The organism is Xylophilus sp. ASV27 (genome assembly GCF_016428875.1).
In the GTDB taxonomy this organism is placed as follows: Bacteria; Pseudomonadota; Gammaproteobacteria; order Burkholderiales; family Burkholderiaceae_C; genus Xylophilus.
The window spans coordinates 18,893-36,444 of the sequence record NZ_JAELTO010000017.1; the positions used below are offsets into that span (position 1 = coordinate 18,893).

21 protein-coding genes and 1 tRNA gene are annotated in these 17,552 nt (G+C 68.2%); 9 read left to right on the forward strand and 13 right to left on the reverse strand.

The window, feature by feature from the left end; genetic code table 11:
• Positions 1-58: 58 nt before the first annotated feature.
• Positions 59-1,039 carry an aliphatic sulfonate ABC transporter substrate-binding protein gene (locus JHD63_RS05785; RefSeq protein ID WP_198969795.1) on the reverse strand — a complete coding sequence of 327 codons (981 nt, stop codon included), beginning with the start codon at positions 1,037-1,039 and terminating at the stop codon, positions 59-61.
• Positions 1,040-1,121: 82 nt separating this feature from the next.
• Positions 1,122-2,117 carry a tRNA dihydrouridine synthase gene (locus JHD63_RS05790; protein ID WP_198969796.1) on the reverse strand — a complete coding sequence of 332 codons (996 nt, stop codon included), beginning with the start codon at positions 2,115-2,117 and terminating at the stop codon, positions 1,122-1,124.
• 111 nt (positions 2,118-2,228) lie between these two features.
• Here JHD63_RS05790 and JHD63_RS05795 point away from each other — a divergent pair, with 111 nt between their 5' ends.
• Positions 2,229-2,384 (forward strand): hypothetical protein, encoded by a 156-nt coding sequence (locus tag JHD63_RS05795; protein WP_198969797.1) that lies wholly within the window; start codon positions 2,229-2,231, stop codon positions 2,382-2,384.
• A 4-nt stretch (positions 2,385-2,388) separates the two neighbouring features.
• On the opposite strand, the gene JHD63_RS23895 is transcribed toward JHD63_RS05795, so the two are convergent.
• The 7 genes from JHD63_RS23895 to JHD63_RS05820 all read right to left on the reverse strand — a co-directional run bounded on the left by JHD63_RS23895 (position 2,389) and on the right by JHD63_RS05820 (position 7,613).
• Positions 2,389-3,507: a sensor histidine kinase gene (locus tag JHD63_RS23895; protein ID WP_233167680.1), complete on the reverse strand. Its 1,119-nt coding sequence runs from the start codon at positions 3,505-3,507 to the stop codon at positions 2,389-2,391.
• Positions 3,399-4,103: a hypothetical protein gene (locus JHD63_RS23900; protein WP_233167682.1), complete on the reverse strand. Its 705-nt coding sequence runs from the start codon at positions 4,101-4,103 to the stop codon at positions 3,399-3,401. Before JHD63_RS23900 ends, JHD63_RS23895 begins: the two co-directional genes overlap by 109 nt.
• A 108-nt stretch (positions 4,104-4,211) precedes the next feature.
• Positions 4,212-4,349, reverse strand: a complete 138-nt coding sequence (locus JHD63_RS23905) for a hypothetical protein (RefSeq protein ID WP_233167684.1) — start codon at positions 4,347-4,349, stop codon at positions 4,212-4,214.
• 244 nt (positions 4,350-4,593) lie between these two features.
• The gene (locus JHD63_RS05805; RefSeq protein WP_198969799.1) at positions 4,594-4,839 is read right to left on the reverse strand and encodes a GGDEF domain-containing protein; all 246 of its coding nucleotides are present in this window, start codon (positions 4,837-4,839) and stop codon (positions 4,594-4,596) included.
• Positions 4,745-5,104, reverse strand: coding sequence for a hypothetical protein (locus JHD63_RS05810; protein WP_198969819.1), 360 nt, complete (start codon positions 5,102-5,104; stop codon positions 4,745-4,747). The genes JHD63_RS05805 and JHD63_RS05810 overlap by 95 nt, the downstream gene beginning before the upstream one ends.
• A 122-nt stretch (positions 5,105-5,226) precedes the next feature.
• Positions 5,227-5,829: a lytic transglycosylase domain-containing protein gene (locus JHD63_RS05815; RefSeq protein ID WP_233167686.1), complete on the reverse strand. Its 603-nt coding sequence runs from the start codon at positions 5,827-5,829 to the stop codon at positions 5,227-5,229.
• A gap of 38 nt (positions 5,830-5,867) precedes the next feature.
• Positions 5,868-7,613 carry a proline--tRNA ligase gene (locus JHD63_RS05820; RefSeq protein ID WP_198969801.1) on the reverse strand — a complete coding sequence of 582 codons (1,746 nt, stop codon included), beginning with the start codon at positions 7,611-7,613 and terminating at the stop codon, positions 5,868-5,870.
• Between the two features lie 146 nt (positions 7,614-7,759).
• On the opposite strand from JHD63_RS05820, the gene JHD63_RS05825 reads away from it, so the two are divergent.
• Both JHD63_RS05825 and JHD63_RS05830 read left to right on the forward strand, forming a co-directional pair.
• The gene (locus JHD63_RS05825) at positions 7,760-8,410 is read left to right on the forward strand and encodes an RNA pyrophosphohydrolase (RefSeq protein ID WP_198969802.1); all 651 of its coding nucleotides are present in this window, start codon (positions 7,760-7,762) and stop codon (positions 8,408-8,410) included.
• Positions 8,397-8,951 (forward strand): CNP1-like family protein, encoded by a 555-nt coding sequence (locus JHD63_RS05830; protein WP_198969803.1) that lies wholly within the window; start codon positions 8,397-8,399, stop codon positions 8,949-8,951. Before JHD63_RS05825 ends, JHD63_RS05830 begins: the two co-directional genes overlap by 14 nt.
• Before the next feature lie 12 nt (positions 8,952-8,963).
• Here the strand turns inward: JHD63_RS05830 and proB are convergent, their stop codons facing one another.
• From proB to rplU, 4 genes are all read right to left on the reverse strand, one after another.
• Positions 8,964-10,115 carry a glutamate 5-kinase gene (gene proB / locus JHD63_RS05835; protein ID WP_198969804.1) on the reverse strand — a complete coding sequence of 384 codons (1,152 nt, stop codon included), beginning with the start codon at positions 10,113-10,115 and terminating at the stop codon, positions 8,964-8,966.
• Between the two features lie 67 nt (positions 10,116-10,182).
• Positions 10,183-11,253 carry an Obg family GTPase CgtA gene (gene cgtA, locus JHD63_RS05840; protein WP_198969805.1) on the reverse strand — a complete coding sequence of 357 codons (1,071 nt, stop codon included), beginning with the start codon at positions 11,251-11,253 and terminating at the stop codon, positions 10,183-10,185.
• A gap of 131 nt (positions 11,254-11,384) precedes the next feature.
• Positions 11,385-11,645, reverse strand: a complete 261-nt coding sequence (gene rpmA, locus JHD63_RS05845; RefSeq protein WP_198969806.1) for a 50S ribosomal protein L27 — start codon at positions 11,643-11,645, stop codon at positions 11,385-11,387.
• A 12-nt stretch (positions 11,646-11,657) separates the two neighbouring features.
• A complete protein-coding gene (rplU, locus tag JHD63_RS05850; protein ID WP_082448461.1) occupies positions 11,658-11,969 on the reverse strand; it encodes a 50S ribosomal protein L21 in 312 nt (103 codons plus the stop codon).
• Between the two features lie 187 nt (positions 11,970-12,156).
• On the opposite strand from rplU, the gene JHD63_RS05855 reads away from it, so the two are divergent.
• The 6 genes from JHD63_RS05855 to JHD63_RS05880 all read left to right on the forward strand — a co-directional run bounded on the left by JHD63_RS05855 (position 12,157) and on the right by JHD63_RS05880 (position 17,547).
• Positions 12,157-13,155, forward strand: coding sequence for a polyprenyl synthetase family protein (locus JHD63_RS05855; RefSeq protein ID WP_233167687.1), 999 nt, complete (start codon positions 12,157-12,159; stop codon positions 13,153-13,155).
• Between the two features lie 28 nt (positions 13,156-13,183).
• Positions 13,184-13,260, forward strand: a tRNA-Pro gene (locus tag JHD63_RS05860).
• Positions 13,261-13,491: 231 nt separating this feature from the next.
• Positions 13,492-13,842 (forward strand): hypothetical protein, encoded by a 351-nt coding sequence (locus JHD63_RS05865; RefSeq protein ID WP_198969807.1) that lies wholly within the window; start codon positions 13,492-13,494, stop codon positions 13,840-13,842.
• A 407-nt stretch (positions 13,843-14,249) separates the two neighbouring features.
• Positions 14,250-15,332: a replication protein RepA gene (locus JHD63_RS05870; protein ID WP_198969808.1), complete on the forward strand. Its 1,083-nt coding sequence runs from the start codon at positions 14,250-14,252 to the stop codon at positions 15,330-15,332.
• Entirely contained in the window at positions 15,329-16,384 is a 1,056-nt protein-coding gene (locus JHD63_RS05875; protein ID WP_198969809.1) for an integrase, read from the forward strand. The genes JHD63_RS05870 and JHD63_RS05875 overlap by 4 nt, the downstream gene beginning before the upstream one ends.
• A gap of 110 nt (positions 16,385-16,494) precedes the next feature.
• A complete protein-coding gene (locus JHD63_RS05880) occupies positions 16,495-17,547 on the forward strand; it encodes a Fic family protein (RefSeq protein ID WP_198969810.1) in 1,053 nt (350 codons plus the stop codon).
• Positions 17,548-17,552 lie beyond the last annotated feature (5 nt).

Here is a 17,552-nt window from a genome sequence, read left to right on the forward strand (position 1 = left end):
AGGTGGAAAGCCGGCCTCCGGCATTCCACCCGCCATCATCATTGAGCTTTTTGCAAGCTCACCCCCGATTCCAGCGCCAGACCGCCGCCGCCACGTCGATCTTCTTCGGGATCAGCCCCTGCGCATGGAAGGTGTCGGCCACCTTCTGCTGCACCGCCACCAGCGCATCGGACAGCGGCTGCACGCCGTAGGTGGTGCGGCGCTGCCAGGTCTCCACCACCTCCACCGGCAGGCCCAGTTGCGGCGCCAGCAACTCGGCCACGGCGCGCGGGTTGGCGCTGGCCCAGGCGCCGGCCTTGGCGAGGACTTCGAGCACGGCGGCCACCGTCCGGGGATGGGCGTCGACGAAGGCGCGCGAGGCTTCGTAGAAGGCGTTGGGGCGCAGCAGGCCGGTGTAGTCGGCCAGCACGCGCGCCCGGGCGGCCTGCTGGATCGCGGCCAGATACGGGTCCCAGATGGCCCAGGCATCGACCCGGCGCGACTCGAAGGCGGCGCGCGCGTCGGCCGGCGGCAGGTAGATCGGCTGGACGTCGGAGAGCTTCAGCCCGGCCTTCTCCAGCGCGGCCACCAGCAGGAAGTTGGCGCTGGAGCCCTTCTGCACCGCCACGCGCTTGCCGCGCAGGTCGGCGGCGTCGCGCAGGGGCGCGTCGGGCAGCGCGACGATGCCTTCGACGGACGGGCCCGAAGGCTCGGCGCCGATGTAGACCAGGGCAATGCCCGCGGCCTGGGCAAAGATCGGCGGCGGCGCGCCGGTGTAGCCGACGTCCACGCTGCCGCCGTTGAGCGCCTCCAGCAACTGCGGGCCGGCCGGGAACTCGTGCCAGGTCACGGCCCAGCCCTGCGGCGCCAGCGCCTTCTCCAGCGTGCCCTGCGCCTTGAGCACGCCCAGCAGCCCACCGCCCTTCTGGAAGCCCACGCGCAGCGTCCGCCGGGCCCCCGTCTGGGCGAAGGCGCCGGCGCCGGCCGCCAGCGCAAGGGCGGCACTGCCGGCCTGCAGCAGGCGGCGGCGTTGGGAGAAAGTCGGTCGGTGCGTGGGCATGGCTCGGTCCTGCGTCATGAAGGGAAAGAACGCGACGGTAGCCAACGCCGACCATGCGGCCAACGAATGAATGCGCCGCTGCTTATGCGGCCAGCGAGCAAGGCGTGGCGAACGCTGCGCCGCAGGCCTGCGCGATCCAGCGGCTGATGGCCGCATCGTCCAGCGTGCGCAGTTCCTGGAAGGCCTGCTGCGCCTCGGGGTGGCGGCGGCGCAGCAGGTTGAGCCACTGCTTCAGGCGCCCGGCACGCTGGCGCGCCGGCAGGCGGGTGCAGACTAGGTCCCAGAAGGCGGCGATCTGCGGCAGCAGCGCCGCCCAGGGCACGGCGGCGGGCGCGGCGGCCTCGCCATCGGCCGCGCGGATGGCCCAGGCCAGGCCCGGGTCGGCGACCATGCCGCGGCCCAGCATCAAGGCGCTGCCGCCGGAGCGTTCGCGGCAGCACAGGGCGTCGGCCACGGTCCAGATCTCGCCGTTGGCGACGACCGGGACGGACACCGCCGCGCGGATCGCCGGGATGCACTCCCAGTAGGCGGGCGGACGGTAGCCGTCGGCCTTGGTGCGCGCATGCACCACCAGCTCGTTGGCGCCGGCCTCGGCCAGGGCGCGGGCGCATTCCTCGGCGCGCCGGCCGTCGCGCACGCCCAGGCGCATCTTGGCCGACACCGGCAGCGCGGCCGGCACCGCGCGCCGCACGGCAGAGACGATGGCGTAGAGCTGCTCGGGCGTATCCAGCAGCATGGCGCCGCCGCCGTGGCGGTTGACCACCTTGGCCGGACAGCCGAAGTTCAGGTCTATGCCCTCCGGCCCCAGCCGCGCCAGCGCGGCCGCGTTGTCGGCCAGGCAGGACGGGTCGGAGCCCAGCAATTGCGGACGCACCGGCACGCCGGCCGGCGTGCGGCTGCCGTGGCGCAGCTCGGGCACGTAGCGCAGGAAGACCCGGTCCGGCAGCACGGTGCTGGTGATGCGGATGAACTCCGACACGCAGCGCTCCACCCCGCCCACGCGCGTGAGGATGTCGCGCAGCACGAAGTCGAGAAGCCCCTCCATGGGGGCCAGCAGCAGGGGAGCGGTGCGGTGCATGGGGCCGCTATTGTGCCTTGCGGATTGCTATTTATTTAATAGCAAATAACCCATATGGTACCTGGGCTACAGGCATTTTTCTTCATGAATACGAAGAAAAGGGACGCATCCATGGTGCCACCGGCTCACCGGCAGGCGGCCTGGAAGAAGTCGGCAGACCTGGGCGCCGAAGCCGACACCCGAACGGCGGCGCAGTTCGATGCCTACACGCGCGACGAGGCCAGCCGCTACGCCGGGGTGGTCAAGGCTGCGGGCCTGGCGCCGTGAGCGCTCAGGCGCGCAGCTGCGCCTGCCGCGGCAGGCGCAGCACAAACACCGCGCCGCCCTCCGGCGCGTTCTCTGCGCGCAGCGTGCCGCCCAGCAGTTCGGTGACGGTCTGGTGCACGATGTGCAGCCCCAGCCCGGTGCCGCCCGCATGCCGGCGCGTGGTGAAGAAGGGATCGAGGATGTGCGGCAACTGCGCCGGGGGTACGCCATTGCCATCGTCCGCGAAGCGCACCAGCACGTGCGCCGGTCCGTCCGCCCGGGTCTGCAGCGTGATGCATCCGCGCGCACGTCCGTCGAACGCGTGCGTGAGCGCGTTCTCCAGCAGGTTGGAGACGACCTGCTCCAGCGGGCCGGCATAGCTGTCCATCTGCAGGTCCGGCGCGAGGTGCAGCCGCAGCGCGATGGGGCCTTCGGGCGGCAAGTGCCGCAGGCGCGGGTCGGCGTCGCGGACGATCTCGGCCCGATCGAACACGCGCAGCTGCATGCTGGCGCGGTCCACCGCCACCTGCTTGAAACGCTGCACCAGTGCCGCGGCGCGGCGCAGCGCCTCGTGCACCGTTTCCAGGCCGGCGCCGCCGGCGCGCAGGTACTGCTCCGGGTCGGACCGGCGCAGGCCCTGCCGCAGCCGCTGCGCCAGCGTGTCCAGTTCCTGCTGCGCGGTGCCGAGCCCGAGCGTGGCGCTGCCTAGCGGCGTGTTCAGTTCATGGGCCACCCCTGCCACCATGAGGCCGAGCGAAGAGAGGCGCTCGGCGCGCGCCAGGTCGGCCTGCACGCTGCGCAGGTTGTCGTTGGCCTCGGTCAGCGCCTGGTTGGCCGCGCGCAGCTGGCGCGTCCGGCGCAGCTCGACGCTTCGGCTGCGTACCAGTTGCAGCGCCAGCAGCAGGGCCACGCCCAGCGCCGCGGCCATGCCGACGGCGAGCGGCTGCTTCCAGCGCCGGGCGGCCTCGGATTCGGCCGCGGGATCGACGCGGGCCAGCAGGCGCAGCTTGAGATCGTCCTTCGGCCCCGACTGGTTTAGCGGCACGCCCGGGGCGCGCAGCACGTCCGGCCGGCGATAGGCCCAGTCGCTGCCCTCTGCCTGCAACTGCCCGTCGGCGTGCTGCTGCAGGGCCCGCCACGGCAAGGGCGCGGTGTCGGCGAGCCGGGCGTGCCAGTCGAGCCGGGCAGACTCTGCAACAGGGCGTTCGCCCGCAGTTCCAGCACGAGCACGCCGCGCAGCGTGTTTTTCTCGTAGATCGGCGTGGCCGCGCGCAGCAAGGGCTGCGGCGGCAGCAGCGCGGCGCCGTCGGCCTGGGGCAGATCGAACCCCGAGAATTGCACGTCGCCCGCCGACAGGTGGCGGGCGTGCTCGTACTGCGTGTCGGTGACGGCGCCGCGCAAGGCCTGCACCGGCGCCAGCCGGGGGTTGGCGTCGGCGCCGTGCTCGACGCGCATGCTCTCCGCGCCGTCGGCGCCGATCCCGTAGATCCGCTCGTAGGCGGGAGCGCTGCGGGCAAAGACCAGCAACAGGCGCTGACTGTCGGCGCCGGGGCGCCGGGCAACGTCGACGAGGTCGGCCGCCGTCAGTTCCGCCAGAAAGCGTGCGTCGCGGCGCAGGCCGTCGGCCGCGCGCGCCAGGGCGTCCGCGGCGTCGTCCAGGGCGTCGCCGCGGGCACGCCGCAGAGGCCCCTGGAACACTTCGTCCATGTGGTTCCACAGCAGCGGAAAGCCGATGCCCAAGGCCAGCATCCAGGGCAGCAGCAGCGTGAGCCGGTGGTAGTGCCACCACCGCCGGCGCGGGAGTGGCGCAGCCGTTCGTGCGCCCGCGGCCGCTGCGCCCGGCATGGGCTAGGACGCCCGCAGGCGCTCGATGAAGGCCGGCAGCGGCTCCAGCCGGGAGAAGAAATAGCCCTGGGCCAGGCCGCAGCCGCTCTCGCGCAGCCGCGTCCAGCGCGCCAGCGCGCCAGCGCGCCAGCGCCTCGGCACCGACGATAGCGCCGGTATTGAAGTCGATCTGCGGCTGCAGTTCGATGGACAACTGGCCATCCTGCAGTGCCTGGTGCAACTGGCGCGAGAGGGTGAAGTGCTCGTCGGTCTCGCGCTCCATGCCGGGCCAGTAGTCCACCAGTTGCCGCAGGCCGAGTGCGCGCGCACGGCGCAGCAGCAGCATGCCGACGGCCATGGCGCCGCGCGCACTGCCCTGGTAGCTGTCGAGGTTCATGCGCGCGGCTTAGACGCCGATGAAGGGCGGCAGCCGGCCGCTCTCCGGGTCGCCCGACTCCAGCGACTCGATGCGGGCCTCGTCCACCATGCCCGCCGGCCCGACGATGCCGAAGGTGTCGTCGTGCAGCCGCGCCACCACGCAAGGCGGCGCAAACACGCTACTCAGGCGCCGCGCCATGCGCCGCAGCATCAGTTCGCCCTGCTCGATGCCCAGCGACAGGCAGCCCTGGGAGTACCAGGCGCAGGCCGGCATCGTCCGTCTCCATCACCACGTCGAGGACCAGCACCGCCACGTCCGGCTGCTCCGCCAGTACGCGCTGCGCCTCGACGGCCGACTGCGCACCCTGCAGGCGCACCGGTTGGTCCTGGTAGCGGAAACCCTTCAGCGCCCGGTGCAGGGCCTGCTGAAACTGCAGATCGTCATCGACCGTGAGGATGGTCAGACGGTCCGGCGGACCGGGGGCAGCGCCATCCGTGCCCTGCCCTTGCCCTTGCCCTTGCCCTTGCAGAGCAAACATGAAGTCGTCTTATGCCTGGCCCATGCGGCATCCTTGTGTGCTGCGGAATGCGGCCGCGTTGCATCCTGATGCGACTCCGCGTGGGAAGTAAAGCGGGCTTCAGGCCGTTGCAGATCCGGGGTTCAGGGCGCGAAGTCGGCAAACTTCCACCGGGACTGGGCGGCGAACACCGCGTCCGGGTACGGCGCACGCCCCCGGCTGCCGTTGTAGCGGCCGAGCGCCATGAACAGGTCGCCGCGCTCGCGGTCCAGATAGTGGCGCAGGATGACGCAGCCAAAACGCAGGTTGGTCTGCATGTGGAACAGCACCCCCGCGTCGCCGTTGCCGATGGTGCGGGTCCAGAACGGCATCACCTGCATGTAGCCGCGCGCGCCCACGCTGCTGACGGCGAACTTGCGGAAATTGCTCTCGACCTGCACCAGGCCCAGCACCAGCGACGCGTCGAGCCCGGCGCGGCGGGTCTCATACCAGATGGTGCGCAGGAACTCGATGCGCGAGTCGCGGTCCGGCATCTTGGGCTGCAGGCGCTGCGCCATGGTGGCCAGCCAGCGCAGATAGGCCATGTGCGAGGCGGTGTCGGAAAACTCCGGCACCGGCGGCGCCTGCTGGGCGATGGCCGAGCTGAGCGCGGTGCGCACCGAGTCCGCCAGCGGCTCCTCCAGTTGCGATCCGGCCCGTGACTGCTCCGATAACGATAGCGCAATGCCCGCGACTGGCATCGACATCAGCCATTTCCGGCGCGAAATCCCGACCGGCCGCAGCATCATGCCGTCAGCCGGCCCTTCAGGTGGGCCAGGATGTCGGACACGGCCAGCCTGGTGGCCTCGGTGTCGCGGCGGTGCTGGTACTCGACCTGGCCCTCCTTCAGGCCACGCTCGGACAGCACCACGCGGTGCGGCACGCCGATCAGCTCCCAGTCGGCAAACATGGCGCCCGGGCGCTCGCCGCGGTCGTCCAGCAGCACGTCGACGCCGGCGGCCAGCAGTTCTTCATAGAGCTTCTCGGCCGCGGCCTTGACCTCGGCGCTGCGGTCCATGCCGATCGGACACAGCACCACGGTGAACGGCGCCAGCGCATCGGGCCAGACGATGCCGCGCTCGTCGTGGTTCTGCTCGACGGCCGCAGCCGGCAGCCGCGTGATGCCGATGCCGTAGCAGCCCATCTCGAAATGGCGCGGCTTGCCGGCCTCGTCCAGGAAGGTGGCGTCCATCGGCTTGCTGTACTTGGTACCCAGGTAGAACACGTGGCCGACCTCGATGCCGCGCTCGATCGCCAGCACGCCCTTGCCGTCGGGCGACGGGTCGCCGGCCAGCACGTTGCGGATATCGGCCACCAGATCGGGCTCGGGCAGGTCGCGGCCCCAGTTGACGCCGGTCATGTGGAAGTCGGGCTGGTTGGCGCCGCAGATCCAGTCGGCCATCAGCGCCACCTCGCGGTCGGCCACGATCCTGACCGGCCGCAGCAGCTTGAGCGGACCGAGGTAGCCGGGCTTGCAGCCGAAGTGCGCTTCGATCTCGGCCGCCGTGGCAAAGCGGAAGCCCTCCTCCATGCCCGGCAGCTTGCCGGCCTTGACCTCGTTCAGGTCGTGGTCGCCGCGCAGCAGCAGCAGCCAGACCTGGGACTTGACGATGGCGCCGGACGCATCGGTCCGGTCCGTGGCCAGCACCAGCGACTTCACCGTCCGCGTGAGCGGCACGCCCAGCAGTTCGGCCACGTCGGCGCAGGTGCTCTTGCCCGGCGTTGGCGTCCTGGCCAGCGGCTGGGCAGCGGCGGGGCGCGGTCCTGCCGGCGCCAGGGCCTCGGCCTTTTCCATGTTGGCGGCGTAGTCGCTGTCCGGGCAGTAGACGATGGCGTCTTCGCCGGTGGCGGCGATCACCTGGAACTCCTGGCTCAGGTCGCCGCCGATGGCGCCGCTGTCGGCCGCCACGGCGCGGTAGCGCAGGCCGAAGCGGTCGAAGATGCGACGGTAGGCGTCCTTCATGACCTCGTAGCTCGCCTGCGCCGCCTCGGGGCTGCGGTCGAAGCTGTAGGCGTCCTTCATGGTGAACTCACGGCCGCGCATCAGGCCGAAGCGCGGGCGGCGCTCGTCGCGGAACTTGGTCTGGATCTGGTAGAGGTTCTTCGGCAACTGCTTGTAGCTGCGCAGTTCCTGGCGCGCGATGTCGGTCACCACCTCTTCGCTGGTGGGCTGGATCACGAAGTCGCGCTGATGGCGGTCGCGGATGCGCAGCAACTCGGCGCCCATCTTCTCGAAACGCCCGGTCTCCTGCCACAGCTCGGCCGGCTGCACCACCGGCATTGCGCACTCCACGGCGCCGGCGCGGTTCATCTCCTCGCGCACGATCGCCTCGACCTTGCGGATCACCCGCAGCCCCATGGGCATATAGGTATAGATGCCGGCCCCCAGCTTCTTGATCATGCCGGCGCGCATCATCAGGCGGTGGCTGGCCACCTCGGCGTCGGCAGGGGCTTCCTTGAGCGTGGAAACGAAGAATCGGGAGGCTTTCATCGGGCAGGGCAGCAGGCGTTGGAGGCAGAGGAGGAATCCGAGGCAGGAGCGGATTCGCGGGGGAACCCTAGCATCGGCGCCGAGTCCCTTGTTGCGCGCGAGGCCGCGTGCATAATGGACTCAGTTTAAAAATTTGGGGTTCGATTATGCTCGACAGGGACGGGTTCAGGCCCAACGTCGGCATCATCCTGCTCAACCAGAGGAACCAGGTGTTCTGGGGCAAGCGCATCCGGACCCATAGCTGGCAGTTCCCTCAGGGCGGCATCGATCGGGGCGAAACGCCCGAACAGGCGATGTTCCGCGAACTGCACGAGGAAGTGGGGCTGCGTCCGGAGCATGTGCGCATCATGGCCCGTACCCGCGACTGGTTGCGCTACGAGGTGCCGGACCGGTACATCCGCCGCGACGCGCGCGGCCACTACAAGGGCCAGAAGCAGATCTGGTTCCTGCTGCAACTCATAGGCCACGACTGGGACTTGAACCTGCGTGCCACCAACCACCCGGAGTTCGACGCCTGGCGCTGGAACGACTACTGGGTGCCGCTGGACGTGGTGGTCGAATTCAAGCGCGGCGTCTACGAGATGGCGCTCACCGAGCTGTCCCGCTTCCTCCCGCGCCACGAGCAACGCAACCGCTACCTGCGCAGCGGCATGCGCGCGCCGCGCGAGGGCGAGCTCGAACTGCCGGGCGCCGCCCCCTTCGAACTGCCTCCGGGCGCGACTTTCGAGCCCGATCCGAACGTCGGCATGGCCGAACTGCAGAAGAACTCCAAGAATGTGCCCCATGCGCCGCGCTGAATCCGCTCCATCCACCTCCAGCGCGGGGCTGCGTCTGCGCGCTGCCGCCCTCGCCTGCATCGCGGCCCTGCTGTTGCCGGCAGGTCCGGCCGCGGCCGGGCTGCTGATGGACGACGAACAGCTCCCGCCCGAGGATGCGGCACCGGCGGCGCCTGAATTCAGCACCCGCGAGCTCATCGCGATCCCCATGCCGCCCGGCATGGGCATCCGCATCGGCGTCGACCCGGCCACGATCCAGGTCGGCAAGGACGGCATCGTGCGCTATGTCGCGGTGGCCACCAATGCCGCGGGCGAGGCGACCTCGGCCATGTACGAGGGCATCCGCTGCAGCAACGCCCAGGTCAAGCTCTACGCACGGCACTACGCGGATGGCGGCTGGCGGCCGGTGGCGGAACCGGCCTGGGTCTCCCTGTACGAGACCCGGGTGCGCTATTCGCTGGCGATCGCCAAGGCCGGCGTCTGCCAGGATGCCTCGGCCAATGGCAGCGCGTCGAAGATCATCCGGGACCTGCGCGGCAGCCCGCTGTATCCGACGCCGTAAGGCCCCTGCCCGTCACCGCACGACGATCAGGTTGTCGCGGTGCACCATCTCGGGCTCGGCCGCGTAGCCGAGCAGCTTCTCGATCTCGCCCGACGCCTTGCGGCACAGCAGCCGCGCCTCGGCGCTGGCGTAGTTGGCCAGGCCGCGCGCCACCTCGTGGCCGGCCGCATCGCGCACCGCGATCACGTCGCCGCGCGAGAACTCGCCCTCCACCGCCACCATGCCGATCGGCAGCAGGCTCTTGCCCTCGTCGCGCAGCTTGGCGACGGCGCCGGTATCGACCGTGACCGCGCCGCGCAGTTGCAGGTGATCGGCGATCCACTGCTTGCGCGCCTGCTGCTTCTGCGTCTGCGCCACCAGCAGGGTGCCGATGGCCTCGCCCGCCACCAAGCGCAGCAGGGCGTCGGGCTCGCGCCCCCAGGCAATGACGGTGGAAGCGCCGGAGCCGGCGGCGCGCTTGGCCGCCAGGATCTTGGTCAGCATGCCGCCGCGGCCGATGGCGCTGCCGGCGCCGCCGGCCATGGCCTCCAGCGCCGCGTCGCCGGCGCGCGCCTCGTGCACGAACTGCGCCGCCGGGTCCTTGCGCGGATCGGCCGTGTAGAGGCCCTTCTGGTCGGTGAGGATCACCAGCACGTCGGCCTCGACCAGGTTGGCGACCAGCGCGCCCAGGGTGTCGTTGTCGCCGAACTTGATCTCGTCGTTGACGACCGTGTCGTTCTCGTTGATGACCGGCACCACGCCCAGGCGCAGCAGGGTGAGCAGCGTGGAGCGCGCGTTCAGGTAGCGCTCGCGGTCGGCCAGGTCGCCGTGCGTCAGCAGCACCTGGGCGCTGCCGACGCCGTTCTCGCGCAGCTTGGTCTCGTACATCTGGGCCAGACCCATCTGGCCGACGGCCGCCGCCGCCTGCAGCTCATGGATGGCGCGCGGCCGCGTGGCCCAGCCCAGGCGCTTCATGCCCTCGGCGATGGCGCCGCTGGACACCATGACGACTTCGCGCCGCGGCGAACCGTCGCGGCCGCCGATCAGGGCCGCCAGTTGCCGGCACCATTCGCCGATGGCAGCCTCGTCCAGGCCGCGCCCCTCATTGGTCACCAGGCTGGAGCCGACCTTCACCACGATGCGGCGCGCATGGCGCAGGGGGCTGGAAGCGTTTTCTAGTGTCATTTTGGCCTGAAGCCCAGTTAGCATCTTGGCTTTTAGCTACAAATAATATAGCAGATGGTGGACCGCGTCAGACGGCCGCATCGCCGGCGAAGCGCGGATCGACTTCCGCCGGCGGCTGGCCGGCGATCTGCTCGGCCTGCACATGGCGGAAGACGGCCTGCACCAGCGGCTCGCAGCCTTCGCGGGTCAGCGCCGAGATCTCGAACACCGGCCCCTTCCACTTGAAGCGCTTGACGAAGTCCTTGACCCGCGCCGCGCGCTCGTCCTGCGGCACCATGTCCAGCTTGTTGAGCACCAGCCAGCGCGGCTTCTCGTGCAGCGCGGCATCGTACTTCTTCAGCTCGCCGACGATGGCCTTGGCCTGCGCGACCGGGTCCACGCTGTCGTCGAACGGCGCCAGGTCCACCACGTGCAGCAGCAGCCGGGTGCGCTGCAGATGGCGCAGGAACAGATGGCCCAGGCCGGCGCCCTCGGAGGCGCCTTCGATCAGGCCCGGAATGTCGGCGATCACGAAGCTCTGCTCGGGGCCCACGCGCACCACGCCCAGGTTGGGGTGCAGCGTGGTGAAGGGGTAGTCGGCGATCTTCGGCCGCGCGTTGGACACGGCGGCGATCAGGGTGGACTTGCCGGCATTCGGCATGCCCAGCAGGCCGACGTCGGCCAGCACCTTGAGTTCGAGCTTGAGGCTCTTCTTCTCGCCCGGCCAGCCGGGCGTCTTCTGCCGCGGCGCGCGGTTGATCGCGCTCTTGAAGCGCAGGTTGCCGAAGCCGCCGTCGCCGCCCTTGGCAATGGTGATCAGCTCGCCGGGCGTGAGCAGCTCATACAGCACCTCGCCGGTTTCGGCGTCGGAGATGATGGTGCCCACGGGCATCTTCAGCGTGATGTCGGAGCCGGCCGCGCCGAACATGTCCGAGCCCATGCCGTGCTCGCCGCGCTTGGCCTCGTGCCGGCGCGAGTAACGGAAGTCGACCAGCGTGTTGAGGTTGGGATCGGCCACCGCGAACACGTGGCCGCCGCGTCCGCCGTCGCCGCCATTGGGGCCGCCGAACTCCTTGTACTTCTCGTGCCGGAACGACACGCAGCCATTGCCTCCGTCGCCGGCGGCCACGTCGATATAGGCTTCGTCAACGAATTTCATGGATGCTCCAGTCTACAAAGGATGCGGCGAGCCGGCGCCGCGCCAGAAAGCGCGGATCCCCGACAAAGCGGGACCGCACAAAACAAGAAGCCCCGACCATGCGGGGCTTCGTGAGGTCTGAGGCGACGGGCTCAGGCAGCCGGCGTCACGCTGACCGTGTGCTTGCTCATCGCCCCCTTGAGGCCGAACGACACGTGGCCGTCGACCAGCGCAAACAGGGTGTGGTCCTTGCCCACACCGACGTTGGTGCCGGGGTGGAACTTGGTACCGCGCTGGCGCACGATGATGGAGCCGGCAGAGATCAGCTCGCCGCCGAAAGCCTTCACGCCGAGCATCTTGGGCTTGGAATCGCGCCCGTTTCGCGTAGAGCCGCCGCCTTTTTTCTGTGCCATGACCTGTGCTCCTTAACCGGCGATCGCGCCGATTTGCAGCTCGGTGAACTGCTGGCGATGGCCTTGACGTTTCTGGTAGTGCTTGCGACGGCGCATCTTGAAGATGCGAACCTTGTCGTGCTTGCCGTGCGACAGTACGGTGACTGTCACGGTTGCACCGGACACCAGGGGCGTGCCCACCTTCAGTTCAGCGCCGTTTCCGACGGCCAGAACCTGGTCGATCACGATTTCCTGGCCTACGTCCGCAGCAATCTGTTCTACTTTGATTTTCTCGCCGGAAGCAACGCGATACTGCTTGCCACCGGTTTTTATGACCGCGTACATGTAAACCTCTTGGTACTCTTTGGGGGAGTTGAGTTCCGCAGACGGATTTCTGCAGAGCCGGCGATTATAGCATTGCGCTCGCAACCTGCCTGTCTCGCAGGCACGCCCGCGCCCGCACGGGCCCGCACGCGCAGGGGGCCTTCCTATAATCGCGCGAGCTGTCCCGCCCGCCTCTGCACCTTCTGCCTTGACCGCCCTCGCCTCCCCATCCGCCGCCGCGACCACCGCCGACACGCTCGCCCTCATTGCCGAAGACCTGCGCGAAGTCGATGCCGTCATCGCCCGCCGGCTCGACTCGGGCGTGCCGCTGGTCGGTGAAGTGTCCCGCTACATCATTGCCGCCGGCGGCAAGCGGCTGCGCCCGGCGCTGCTGCTGCTGGTCTGCGGCGCGCTGCAGTGCCGCGACGCCCAGCGCTTCAACCTCGCGGCCGTGGTGGAGTTCATCCACACCGCGACCCTGCTGCACGACGACGTGGTGGACGAGTCCACCCTGCGCCGCGGCCGCGCCACCGCCAACGAGGTCTTCGGCAACCCGGCCAGCGTGCTGGTGGGAGACTTCCTCTACTCGCGCGCCTTCCAGATGATGGTCGACGCCGGCGAGATGCGCATCATGCAGACCCTCGCCGACGCCACCAACGTCATCGCCGAGGGCGAGGTGCTGCAGCTCATGAACATGCACGACCCCGACCTGAACCAGGAGGGCTACCTGCGCGTGATCCGCTCCAAGACCGCCAAGCTGTTCGAGGCCAGCGCGCGCCTGGGCGCCATCGTCGCGCGCGCCCCCGCCGAGATGGAAGAAGCATGCGCCACCTACGGCCAGGCGCTGGGCACGGCCTTCCAGGTGATCGACGACGTGCTCGACTACGACGGCGACACCAGCGTGATGGGCAAGAACCTGGGCGACGACCTGCGAGAAGGCAAGACCACGCTGCCCCTGATCATCGCCATGCAGCGCGGCACGCCGGCACAGGCTGCGGCCGTGCGCTCGGCCATCGAATCCAGCGGCGAGGGCGACCTGGGGGCCATCGCCGCCATCGTCCGGAATACCGGCGCCCTCGCCGCCACCCGCGAAGCCGCCGCCGCCGAGGCGCAGCGCGCGATCGACGCCATTGCCGACCTGCCCCGGAATCCGCACACAAAAGGTTTGCTACAATTAGCGGCTCAACTCCTGACGCGCCAGGCTTGAATCCAGGCACGCGTCAGGCAGCAAGACACGGGGTGTAGCTTAGCCTGGTAGAGCGCTACGTTCGGGACGTAGAGGCCGGAGGTTCGAATCCTCTCACCCCGACCAGACAAAAAACGGAAAAGCCCAAGTGAATCAAGCACTTGGGCTTTTTTGCTTTTGATCGGCATTCATGTCGTTTTAGAGCAAATTCTCGTGATCACTGTCCCAAATTTGTCCCATTGCTCTGCACTGCCGTGAATGCACGGAGCGCGAGCGCGCCGGCTTAGCCTTTGACACCCGACCATCGAGAAGATAGGGTGTGCGTGCAGCCATGAACAACGGTTCAGTACAGCGCCCGTGACCAGCATCAATGACCTCAAGCAAGTCCGCCGCACGGCGATGCTTGTCGCCGCTGTCGCTTGCGCGCTCGGTTTCGTCGGCAGCTTGGGCGGCATGCTTGGCGACCAACTCCAAGCTGCATCGTGGCTTCGCCCGTTCTCGATTTCACTGGCTTGGGCGAGCTTGATCTGCATCGTCACTGTCCTGGCCACGATGTTTCTCGTCTGGATGCCCGTCCACGACCAGATCGTTGCCTCCCTGAGCGCGACCTACGACACCCAGCGTGGTCGGTTCGTAGGCCTGTCCGAAGGCTTCCGCTCCGCGCCTCAACGTCGCTCAACGCCCCCTCCTCGCCGTCACCCTCGCTGACCCTGCGGTGCAGCGCGCCTCCGCGCTGCCATAGCGACTCTGTCGCTCAACGCCACAGCGATGGTGAAGGACATGCCCAAGCATTTGGCCGCTCAGGTGAGCGGCGCACCCCGAATTTTGTTCATCGAGGAACTGTCTGCCCTGATCGGCAAGACAGCCACGACGATCCGTACCTGCGCGACGAACGCAAAGTATCAGCACCTGATTCCCACCCCCTTCAAGCTCCCGCATAGCAGGCGCCTTTGCTGGTATGAGCATGACGTGCTTCGGTGGATCGAGTCGAACCGGCCTGCGGAGCCACCGCCAGCACGACGCCCGCGCGGGCGGCCAACCAAGGTGGAGCAACTCGCTCGTGCCAGGGGGGCGCAGACCTCGGCGGCCCGGAGTGATGCGAAAGGAGGTGCGCAATGAGCGCCTCCCTGCCGCATCGAGGCAACCCTGAGGAAGAACAGCGCGCGGCCTACCTCACCTCATTGGTGGCGCGTGGCGTGCCAGCGGCAGACGCTGAAGCCACCGCCGTCAGGACGCGGTTCCGAAAAACCGTGGCGTCCAGCCCCGTGCCGCCAACAGACAGCGATACCGAGCTTCTCCTACCAAACAAGGCGGACGCCCGGCTGATCGAAGCCAGTACAGCCATCAGCCTCGACGCCCCGTCAGGCGATGACTTGCTGTTCTACCACTCCATCCTGAGCCAGATTGGGCTACCGCGCAGCCGTGTGGACGGCCGGGAGTTCCAGCGCAGCTTCGGGGCAGCTTGGCTGAACGTTCAAGCGGGCTGGCTAGACGAAGGGCACGGCCCCGTACTACAGCCCGTGCCATATGGCGCCATGCCACGCCTGGCACTGACCTGGATTTCAACATTGGCCCTTCGGCACAGAACGCGAGAGATCGACATCGGGCGCAGCGCAGCCGAGTTCCTGACGCTGCTGGGCTTGGATCGTCAAGGCCACCGTTACCGGACGCTGCGCCGTCAGATGCACGCACTGGCCTCGTGCCGCCTGCAAATGGGCTTTCACGGCCGCACGTTCAACAGCGTCGCGGTGGAACAGTTCGACGCCTGGCTTCCACGCGAATGCGGTGAGGCATCGCGCTGGCCGGGCCTGCTGGTTCTGACCGAAGGCTTCTACGCCGAGTTGCTCAACCACGGCGTACCGCTGGACGGCCGCGCCTTGACGGCGCTGAAGGGGTCGGCACTCGCCATCGACATCTACACCTGGCTGGCCTATCGGCTGCACCGGATCGAGGGCGGCCCGGTCGTGATTCCCTGGCCCACACTGATGCAGCAGTTCGCCCACGAGCATGCTGGCGTCCACGCACTGGGCAGCTTCCGAAAGAGCTTTCTGCACGGTCTGCACAAGGTGCAGATGGTGTACCCGAGGGCCAGGGTGGAGCCCCTTCGCGGAGGCTTGGTCATGCATTCGTCCCCACCCCCGGTTGCTCGGCGGCAGGTGGCGATGACGAACCGGGGCGTTCAGCGGGGGAATCCATGAACCCGCTGGAAGACCAACTGAAGCTCATGCTGATTCGCTGCGATCAGCAATTTCGACAGCTTGCGCCCAGCGACCGTCATCGGAGCGGCCGATCCGCCAACACCGAGCACGACTACCTGCTGCTTGGGCAGTCCCTGCTGATGCGTGCACGGTATTCGGAGTCCGGCCTGGTGGGCGTGGTCGCGAGCACCGGCCGCACCACCACCTTCTTCAAGCGGCTTGCTGCCCTGCGGTACACCCTGCAAATGCGCCAGCTGGAGATTCTGAACAGCATCGTCGAGCCGTTGAGCTTGCTTCAGGCGCGCGAGTTGCTAAGGGCGCTCACCGAGCAGCACGGGCATCTGGCCGCGCTCGTGACGCTGAAGAGCCACGGCCTCACCGGGCCGCGCACCCAACGCAAGGGGAAACGCCGAGCGCTGACTGGTCTGCCGAGGGATTGGCGCGAGGCGCTTTGCCAGCGTGGCGCCGCCGGGAAGTACGGGATCGCTTTGTTGGTTGCAGCGCTGACAGGGTGCCGCCCTGCCGAGTTGCAACACGGCGTGAAGGTCTGGCGAGACTATGACGCCAAGCACAAACGATCCCTGATCCATTTCGAGATCGTCGGCTCCAAGGTCAAGGCGCGGCAAGGCCAGCCCGTCCGGCACATGGCGTATGCAGAGGAGGACGGGCACCCGCTGGTGGTGATGCTCAACTCATCGCTGTCGGCCACTGAAGATGCCTCCCTGGTCGTCAAGATCGAAAAGGCCTTGAACTTCACCGTCGAGGTGCGCAGGCTGGCGGCGAGCCTTTGGCCCAATCATCGTCATGCTGTCACGCCCTACTGCTTCCGCCACCAGTGGGCTGCCGATGCCAAGCGGGCGGGCACGGCCGATGCCGTCAGTCGAGGTCTGGGGCACCAGTCCGATAGGACCCTGCGGCGGTACGGCACAGCGTCGCAGGCGAGCCATGGGCGTGTTCTGCGGCCAGTGGAAGTAGAAGCCGAGCGCGCCATCAGGAGGGCGGCGCCACGGCTTCCAGCGATCCGGCCAGACGAGGCCGAGCCCACAGGTTGAAGGCAAGGCTTCAGAATGGGGTATTCGTCGATTTATTGGGGTAACAAAGCGCGTTAAATGCCCCTATTGCAGTAGCATTACCCCATTCCCCGCCGTTTGGATGCTGCTGCATGCACTCACTCTCGCCCGACTACCTTGCGAAGCTGCGCTTCGATGCACAGCAATTGGCGACGCTGCGCGCCTTGGGCGAGTACCTGGGCAAGCAGCAGCTCTACGTGGCCCAATCGCCCGAGGTCTTAAGCGACCTGCGTCAGGCGGCAGTCGTGGAGTCCACCGAGTCGTCCAATCGCCTGGAAGGCGTAGTGGTGGCCGCGCACCGGCTCAAATCCCTGGTGCTGAACAACGCAGAGCCCAAGAGCCGATCCGAGCAGGAGGTGGCAGGCTACCGCGACGCGCTGAACCTGATCCACGAAAGCCGCGAGCAGATGCCGTTTTCTGAAGGCATCATCCAGCAGCTTCATGGCATCCTGTACCGCTACATGCCGCAGCCCGGCGGGCAGTGGAAGGCCACCAACAACGACATCATCGAGCGTCACCCTGACGGCAGCTCACGCATCCGTTTTCGCCCGGTGGCTGCGCACCTCACGCCCATCGCGATGGCCGACATGATTTCGCGCTACCGCACAGCGCTCGATCAGCATCTGGCCGACCCCCTGGTGCTGGTGCCTCTGGTCGTTCTGGACTTCCTCTGCATCCACCCCTTCCCGGATGGAAATGGCCGCATGGCGCGGCTGCTGACGCTGCAACTGCTCTACCACTTCGACTATGCGGTGGGCCGCTTCATCAGCCTGGAGCGCATCTTCGAGGAATCGAAGGAGAGCTACTACGAAACGCTCGAAGCCAGCTCACAGGGCTGGCATGAAGCCGCCCACAACATCGCCCCGTGGCTCGACTACTTCTGGGGCGCACTGCTGCGTGCCTACAAAGAGTTCGAGGAACGCGTTGGCACCATCGAGCGAGGGCGCGGCGCCAAGGGCGACCGGGTGCGATCAGAAATCCTCAAACGCCAATTGCCGTTCTCCATCTCGGAGATCGAGGAGGCTTGCCCTGGCATCAGCCGTGACATGGTGCGGGTCATCCTGCGCGCCATGAAGGCAGAAGGGCTGATTGAACCGACGGGCAAAGGCCGCGCAGCCAAGTGGCAGCACACACAGAACAAGTAAGGGAA

Bases quoted from the DNA above. Each gene is read 5' to 3' on its own strand.
- rplU (WP_082448461.1), bottom strand. From the start codon at position 11,969: ATGTACGCGGTCATAAAAACCGGTGGCAAGCAGTATCGCGTTGCTTCC.
- cgtA (WP_198969805.1), bottom strand. From the start codon at position 11,253: ATGAAATTCGTTGACGAAGCCTATATCGACGTGGCCGCCGGCGACGGA.
- JHD63_RS05825 (WP_198969802.1), top strand. From the start codon at position 7,760: ATGCTCGACAGGGACGGGTTCAGGCCCAACGTCGGCATCATCCTGCTC.
- JHD63_RS05880 (WP_198969810.1), top strand. From the start codon at position 16,495: ATGCACTCACTCTCGCCCGACTACCTTGCGAAGCTGCGCTTCGATGCA.
- JHD63_RS05820 (WP_198969801.1), bottom strand. From the start codon at position 7,613: ATGAAAGCCTCCCGATTCTTCGTTTCCACGCTCAAGGAAGCCCCTGCC.
- JHD63_RS05810 (WP_198969819.1), bottom strand. From the start codon at position 5,104: ATGTTTGCTCTGCAAGGGCAAGGGCAAGGGCAAGGGCAGGGCACGGAT.
- JHD63_RS05785 (WP_198969795.1), bottom strand. From the start codon at position 1,039: ATGCCCACGCACCGACCGACTTTCTCCCAACGCCGCCGCCTGCTGCAG.
- JHD63_RS05790 (WP_198969796.1), bottom strand. From the start codon at position 2,117: ATGCACCGCACCGCTCCCCTGCTGCTGGCCCCCATGGAGGGGCTTCTC.
- JHD63_RS05795 (WP_198969797.1), top strand. From the start codon at position 2,229: ATGGTGCCACCGGCTCACCGGCAGGCGGCCTGGAAGAAGTCGGCAGAC.
- JHD63_RS05805 (WP_198969799.1), bottom strand. From the start codon at position 4,839: ATGCCGGCCTGCGCCTGGTACTCCCAGGGCTGCCTGTCGCTGGGCATC.
- proB (WP_198969804.1), bottom strand. From the start codon at position 10,115: ATGACACTAGAAAACGCTTCCAGCCCCCTGCGCCATGCGCGCCGCATC.
- JHD63_RS05875 (WP_198969809.1), top strand. From the start codon at position 15,329: ATGAACCCGCTGGAAGACCAACTGAAGCTCATGCTGATTCGCTGCGAT.
- JHD63_RS05815 (WP_233167686.1), bottom strand. From the start codon at position 5,829: ATGTCGATGCCAGTCGCGGGCATTGCGCTATCGTTATCGGAGCAGTCA.
- JHD63_RS05830 (WP_198969803.1), top strand. From the start codon at position 8,397: ATGCGCCGCGCTGAATCCGCTCCATCCACCTCCAGCGCGGGGCTGCGT.
- JHD63_RS05870 (WP_198969808.1), top strand. From the start codon at position 14,250: ATGAGCGCCTCCCTGCCGCATCGAGGCAACCCTGAGGAAGAACAGCGC.
- rpmA (WP_198969806.1), bottom strand. From the start codon at position 11,645: ATGGCACAGAAAAAAGGCGGCGGCTCTACGCGAAACGGGCGCGATTCC.